Origin of the sequence: Microcoleus sp. PH2017_24_DOB_U_A, from assembly GCF_020738205.1 — a bacterium.
GTDB lineage: Bacteria > Cyanobacteriota > Cyanobacteriia > Cyanobacteriales > Microcoleaceae > Microcoleus.
In genome coordinates this window covers 26,731-34,266 of the sequence record NZ_JAEQCT010000058.1, presented here as the reverse complement: position 1 = coordinate 34,266, position 7,536 = coordinate 26,731, and the positions used below count along the sequence as shown (strand labels likewise).

General features: G+C 42.7%; 2 protein-coding genes. Both read right to left on the bottom strand.

What is annotated here, in order from left to right; genetic code table 11:
* Nucleotides 1-259: 259 nt before the first annotated feature.
* A complete protein-coding gene (locus tag JGK07_RS17320; protein WP_293192005.1) occupies nucleotides 260-5,284 on the bottom strand; it encodes a PAS domain S-box protein in 5,025 nt (1,674 codons plus the stop codon).
* Nucleotides 5,285-6,153: 869 nt separating this feature from the next.
* The gene (locus JGK07_RS17315; RefSeq protein WP_293182956.1) at nucleotides 6,154-7,359 is read right to left on the bottom strand and encodes a hybrid sensor histidine kinase/response regulator; all 1,206 of its coding nucleotides are present in this window, start codon (nucleotides 7,357-7,359) and stop codon (nucleotides 6,154-6,156) included.
* Nucleotides 7,360-7,536 lie beyond the last annotated feature (177 nt).

Genomic DNA, 7,536 nt, shown 5'->3' with positions numbered 1-7,536 from the left:
ATAATTGCCATTCAATCAGAAGCGAGATCCCCAATGGCTCCTACACAAGTAGTTACTTTTGTCAAATTTCTTGTTAAGAAAGATGTTTATAAAGCATAGCTTTTTAAGGGGGATGCGAGGGGGATCTCCGGCGCATAAATAGTGTTAAGTAAACCGTATTGTTATATAACCACTTAAACAAAGAGGGCTCGCATCCCAACAACGTACCTAATCTATCTGAGAACCGCTATAACAAATAACAAATAACAAATAACAACTGTCAACCGTCAACTGTTGAACTGGTATCAGTTAAATTCGATCGCACGGGAATTTCAATCAAAAACTCCGATCCCTCTCCCAGTGTCGAAATACAGGTCAATCTGCCGCCGTGGCGATCGACTACAATCGAGTGAGAAATCGACAGTCCCAAACCCGTGCCCTTGCCCACAGGCTTAGTCGTGAAAAACGGGTCAAACAGCCTCGATCGCACTAGCTCCGGTATCCCCCCGCCGTTGTCCGCAATAGATACCGCTACGAAGCCCGCAGCAGCCTCATAAGTCCGAATCGCGATCGTACTGGGATGTCGATCGCACTCCTCGATCGTCCGCCCCTTGTCCCGTTCCTCCAAAGCATCGATCGCATTAATCAAAATATTCATAAATACCTGATTCAACTCGCCCGGAAAACATTCAACTTGCGGCAATAACTGGTAATCTTTAACAATCTGAATCCCCGGACGGCTGCTGTGAGATTTCAAGCGATTTTGCAAAATCATCAAAGTGCTGTCAATTCCCTCGTGAATGTTCGCCGACTTACCAGCAGACTCGTCCAACCGGGAAAAATTGCGTAATGATTTGACAATTTCGACAATTCGCTCGGTTCCTACTTGCATAGAAGTAAACAATTTCGGGAAATCGTCAGCAATATAATCCAAGTCTATTTCATTGAGTTTATCTAACACTTGAGCCGGAGGATTAGGACAGTAATCTTGATAAACTTTAATCAATTCCAACAAATCTAAACTGTAACGGCGAGCCGGACTGAGATTGCCGTGAATAAAGCTAACTGGGTTATTAATTTCGTGAGCGACACCAGCAACTAACTGACCCAAACTCACCATTTTTTCATTTTGAACGAGCTGAGCTTGAGTGGTTCTGAGTTTGTTAATAGCTGCTTCCAACTCTCGCGCTTTTGAACGTTCGCGCGCTTCCGATTCCTGCAAAGCTGACTCCGCTTGTTTGCGATCGGCAATTTCAGTTTGCGCTTGCTCAAACAGCGTCGATTGCTGGATCGCGATCGCTAACTGCACGCTAATTTGTTTGAGACACTCCACCTCAATTTTTAGCCATTGGCGGCAGCCAGCGCACTCGTGAGCAATCAACAAGCCCCACAACTTCTCACCTTGCAAAATCGGCACTACCAAATTAGCTCGCACCTGAAATTGAGCTAATAAATTAATGTAGCACTCAGAAAGACCGGCTTTGTAAATATCATCCACAGCTACAGTGCGACCGTTTTGGTAAGCAGAACCATAGCTGTCTTTAAAGCAAGAATCGTTAATATTTATTCCCTGAAGCGACCGCCAATTTTCAGCCACCGCCTCAACTGCTACAAAACCGCTCCAATCGGGATTAAACCGATAAATAATTGTCCGGTCTGTTTGCAGAAAATGCCGTATTTCAGCAACAGCTTTTGTCAAGATTTCTTCTAAATTTAGAGAAGAGCGAATGCGTTCCAGCATCCCTACCACCAAGCGTTCTTGTTTTAATTGCTGGCGCAAGATAGACTCGGCAAGTTTGCGGTGATTAATATCTTCAATCACAGCAATTCCGTAGCTTGGTTCCCCAAACCCGTCCCGCACTAAAGATACAGTCACATTAGCCCAAACAAATGAACCGTCTTTGTGCACAAAGCGTTTCTCAAGTGAATAATTCAAAATTTCCCCAGCTAACAGTCTTTGGGCAGACTCGACATCTGCTTCTACATCTTCGGGGTGAGAAATCTCCCAAACATTTCGTGCTTTCAGTTCCAATTCTGAGTATCCGATAATATTGCAAAAGCCTTGATTGGCATTCAAGAAACTACCTTCGGGTGACACTTTAACAATCCCGATCGCCGCTTGTTCAAATACAGCCCGAAATCGCTGTTCGCTTTCTTGCAAAGCAATTTCTGCTTTTTTGCGATCGGTAATATCGATTTCCGTGCCAAACAGTCGCACCACCTTACCCAAGTCATTTTTAACAGCTTGTCCTTTACAGTTAACGTGCCGGATTTCTGCTGATAGAAAACATATGCGGTGGTCGATGTCGAAAGCTATCCCTTCATTCACCGCCTTTTGCAAAGCTTCTGTAACGCTTTCCTTGTCATCGGGATGAATTTGCTCTAAAATTTCTGTCATTGTCGGCTGCCAATTAAATTCTCTACAGTAAACTCGAAACACTTCGGCAGACCAATTAACAATACCGGTCTCTATATCGAATTCCCAAGTTCCCATGCGGGCAATTTCTTGTGCATATTGCAATTGGTCGGCAAGTTCTTGTAGAGATGCGATTAACTGCGTTTTTTCGGCTTCGGCCCCAACGCGGGCGCTGATATCTTTGTGAGTACCCGTCATCCGCAATGGCGCACCCCATTCGTCGTACTCGACTACTTTGCCCATACCCAAAATCCACTGCCAATTTCCGGCTTTGTTGAGGATCCTAAATTCAAATTCATAGATCTCGATGCCACCTTCAAAATATAAATTTAAAGATTCTCTTGCTCTGATTCTGTCTTCGGGATGCAGCAAATTTTCCCAACCTTGGAAGTTGTTGTCAATTTCAGTGTCTGCGTAACCGAGCATTGATTTCCACTGCGAGTCGAAATAAGTTTCGCCAGTAGCTATATTCCAATCCCACAGCCCCAAAGAGCTGCCTGAAACCGCTAACTGCAATCGCTCTTGACTGAATTTTAATGCCGATTCGGCGCGTTTTAGGTCTGTAAGGTCAGCAATGATTGCCATCATTCCTATTGGTTTGCTGGCGCTATCTTTAATGCAGTCAGCTCGCAATTGAGTTTCGATAATTTCGCCGTTTTTAGCCCTGAGTGCAATTTCATTGCTCCATGACAAACCTTTCCGCAGGACTTTAAATAATTTTCTTAACTCTTGAGATTTGGCGTACATTACTGCTGGGCCGCCGGCATTATTTAGTTCCTCAACTGTATAGCCGTAGCGTTGAATAAATGCTTGATTGTGATAAATTGAATAGCCGTCTAAATCTGCGATCGCGATTGCATCGCTAGCGCTGTCTACAGCTTGAGTTACCAAACACAGGGTATATTCGGCGTTTTTGCGATCGGTAATATCAAAAATCGCTCCGTCAAGCCACAAAACCAACCCTTCTGGATTGTAAGTCGCCCTACCCCTTTGGGACATCCAGCGCACCGACCTGTCAGCGCGCACAATCCGGTATTCTACATGATACGGCTGTTTCGAGTCTACCGCCGCTCTGATTTGTCGATCGAGCATTTCCCTGTCTGCCTTATGGATGATGCTAGCAAAACTCAAGCGGTTGTTGTGAATAAAATCCCCAGCAGCATAGCCGCTAATTGCCTCAAGTTCGTCACTCACAAACACCATCGTCCAATCAGCATCGTATAAGTTGCGGCAGATAGCGCCCGGAATATTCTCAATTAGCGATCGAAATCTGGCTTCACTCTCCCGCAAAGCCGCTTCCGTCTCTTTTAAATCAGTAATATCCAGTATCATCCCTTCCCAAACAATATCGCCTTCCGGCCCTATAAGCGTCGTAAAATTAACTCGTTCTGGTCTCGAAACACCTCGCATCCATTTAAGTTTTCCAGACCGCATAATCGCGCGCCATTCCTGCTGCCATGGCTGCATATTTACCGCCGAATAAACAATAGATTCTTGAATTTTTGGGAGGTCGTCTGGATGAATGCAACTGAACATAAGTTCGGAATTCTCCTGAATATCTTCAGGTTCCAATTCATATAAATCGCGGCTGCCAGAAGAAATGTAAGGAAAACATTGTCTGCCGTCACTTGAGAGGCGGAATTGATAAATTACTCCCGGCAAATTGGCAGCTATTTGCTGGAGTCTAGCTTGGGTTTCTTGCAGGGCTAATTGTTTCCGCTTATCCTCAGTGACCTCTCGAATTATTCCGACAAGTATTTTACTGCCGTCGGTATTTTCAAATACGGTTTTTTTTGTAGACAGAATGTGCTTAGCACCGCTGCCATCCGTAAATATTTCCTCGCTGTCGTTTTCTTCCCCGGTTCTAAACACTTCTTCGTCTTTCTCCCAAAAAAAATCAGCTTCTTCTTTGGGGAAAAAATCGTAATCCGATTTACCTAGCAGTTGCTCGCGCTGCTTGCCTATCAGCTTACAAAAAGCATCATTTAACAGTATCCAGCGGTGCTGTTCATCTTTGACAAAAATTGGATCGGCAACTGCATCGATCGTATAATTCAAAAATTTTTTATTAGCTTCCGCTTCCTCTCTGGCTAAAATTTTATCCGTAATATCGTTAATAGTTCCAGTAGTTCCCTGCGCCGCGCCGTTTTTGCCAAAAATCAAAAATTCCTGAATTTCTACCCAGCGAAATTCGCCATTTTTGGTAAGATATCGCATTTGATAGCAACAGGATATTTCTTGATTTTCAGTCGAATTTTTAGAGGAATTTAAATATTGGTGTTGGTCGTCAGCATGAATGTAACTCAAACAGGAATTTCCCAAACTTTCATCAACCGTAAATCCGGTTATTTTCGTCCAAGCAGGATTGAGAAAAGTCCAATTGCCCGCAATATTTGTTTCAAAAACTACTTCTTTGATATTGTCAACAACCTGGGGGTATTTTCCTTGACTTTTTTGCCATTCTGCTTGTCGCTTATGGCGGGCGATCGCGCACTCGATCGTCCGCACCAGCAGTCGGCTGTCTAATTCTTTTTTTATCAGATAATCTTGAGCGCCGGCGGCAATTAAATTGACAGCCAATTCTTCTTCATCCGCCCCTATCAAAATGACGATCGGAATATTGATTCCGCCATCTTGGAGGCGAAAAAAATTATTAAATTTCGGGCTATCAGGGAGGGTTAAATCTAATAAAATTACATCAAAAACATCGCTGCTTAAAATTTCTATCGCTTCCCCGATGCGAACTACATTGGTCGTCTCAATTGATGCTCTCAGTTCGCGATCGTCAGACAGCAGTTCTTGAATTAGTGCTGCATCTTGGGCACAGTCTTCTACTAAAAGAACTTTCAAGCAAGCAGGCGTTAAAGTTGATTCAAGAACAGAGGTCATACCATTTTAGATTTTAGATTTGGGATTTTAGATTTGGGAATTACTGATGAGTCTCGGGTTTCGCGCTTGTCTAAAGTTGCATTCTTTTTTTCGAGCGATATCAGTTTGCTACTTTTTATTTATCCAATAAAAACTGCTGCGGATGCAGCTACCTAGCTCCTATCATTTTATATTAAAAATTTAAAAAATTGAATAATTGGAAATGGTGGATGACTCTCATGGTTGGGAGTACGGCGAGTTGCATTCTTTTGAGGGAATGGCATCATTTTTGGGAAACTTGAACCGCAGGCTGTAGGGTGGCTGGGTACTTGCAGACGCCCGAGATTTATTGGTATGGCTTGACAGTTGACCGCTTGACAGTTGACATTTAAGTACGGGAATCAAAGCGTTGATTCATAAACAAGTCTAGGCTTTATTGATGAGGTTATTTACGTCCGCGCCCGATGTGGCGGTTACTATATAATTGAGCTATTTGCTGCAAGTTGTCCGCCTCACTCCAAACCTAGTGACCCAAATTTATCGTAGTTTTAGCGATCGTGCAAATCCACTCTATTTTAATTTACAACCTTTGGCAAGGAAATAGCAAGAGACCGGGCAAAAAATCGCGGATCGAGAAGGACTAAATTCCTGACTGCGAAGCTAGGTCAGTTACAGTGAATTTACGGAACATACTATCAAATGGTCTCGGTTGAATTACTGACAAGTAACGCCCGTTTGTAGTGAGGACTTTATGCCTATCTTTGGGATAAAGAAGGACTAAAGTCCTGACTACGAACCCGATAAAGAAGGACTAAAGTGCTCACTACGAACCTGATTCCGAACTTAATTCAGGTTTTGTTACCGGAGGCGATTTTACTGATTTGAGTCGATCAATTTTTCGGCTGTTTGGGCAGCACGACTGTAAACACGCTGCCTTGACCGAGATTGCTGCTAATAGCAATCTCGCCGTTAAAAGGTTTTAAAAGTTCTATACAAGTATAAAGTCCGAGACCAGTTCCTGTTGGTTCCCCTTCGATTTGTTCTTCGCCTTTAGGCGGCTTCGACGTATAAAAAGGGTCAAAAAGTTTTGACAAATCTTCAGGTGCTATGCCGCATCCCGTATCTGCAATATCCATGTATATGTTCGAGTTGTCTTGCCGAGTCACGATAGTTATTTCCCTGATTTTTCTTTCCCACATAGCATCCATTGCATTATTTATTAAGTTATAAAATACTTGAGAAATATAGGAATAAATTAAGGGAATATTGGTTATTGTTTCGTCATAAAAGTATTTTTTTCTAATCTTATTCTTGAAAAACATATTTCCTTCCAATAGTTGAATTTCTCGCTGTACTAAATCGTTGATATTTACAGGATGCAAATCTTGGTTTTGTTCTTTCCTGCTTTTCATCATCAGAGTATCCATAATCTGATTAATTTTTGAGACAGCTTGAAAGATGTATTTGGTATAATTGAAAAAAGAGTCTTCTTGGATTTTTGTGGCTTTTGTTTCAATCAAATCGACGCTAGTCTGGATCACTTGTAGCGGGCTTTTGAGGTTGTGCACCATTCCCTGGGTCAAACGTCCGATGATGGCTGTTTTTTCCTGGTCGATTAATTGCTTGGTTTTTTGTTCGACAAGTCTTTCCAGATTTTGGTTGAGCTGGGCTAGTTCTAGGTTTTTTTCTTCGAGTTTTTGTTGCAAGTTGCGGATTGTCAAGTGAGTTTCTATGCGGCTCAACACTTCTTCGTGCTGGAAAGGCTTAGTGATGTAGTCAACTGCTCCTGTCTGAAAGCCTTTTACTTTATCAAGGGTCTCGGAAAGGGCGCTCATGAAGATGATTGGAATGTCTCGGGTTGACGGGTCTGCTTTCAAACGCAGGCAAGTTTCAAAACCGTCAATTCCGGGCATCATGATATCCAAAAGAATCAAGTCGGGATGGATGTATTCAATTTGCTCGATCGCACTTTCGCCGTCTAGAGCCACTAATACTTTAAATCCGTAATTTCTTAACAACTCGAAAAGTACGTCAAGATTTGTTTGGTTGTCATCGACAATTAGTATGATGCTTCTTTCGGAATTCTTATCGTTCATATTTAAGGGAAAAATTAAAATGATTGAGTTGTGAGTTGTCGGTTGTAATTTTACATGAGATTCAAGGGATTTTCGGTGCCTCTAGAAACCCGGTTGCTCGGTAGGTGCCGACGTTTGCAATAGCCTCTTTATAGGGCAATACTGTTCAGTTAACAGTGTTTATTTTCCGGATATCCC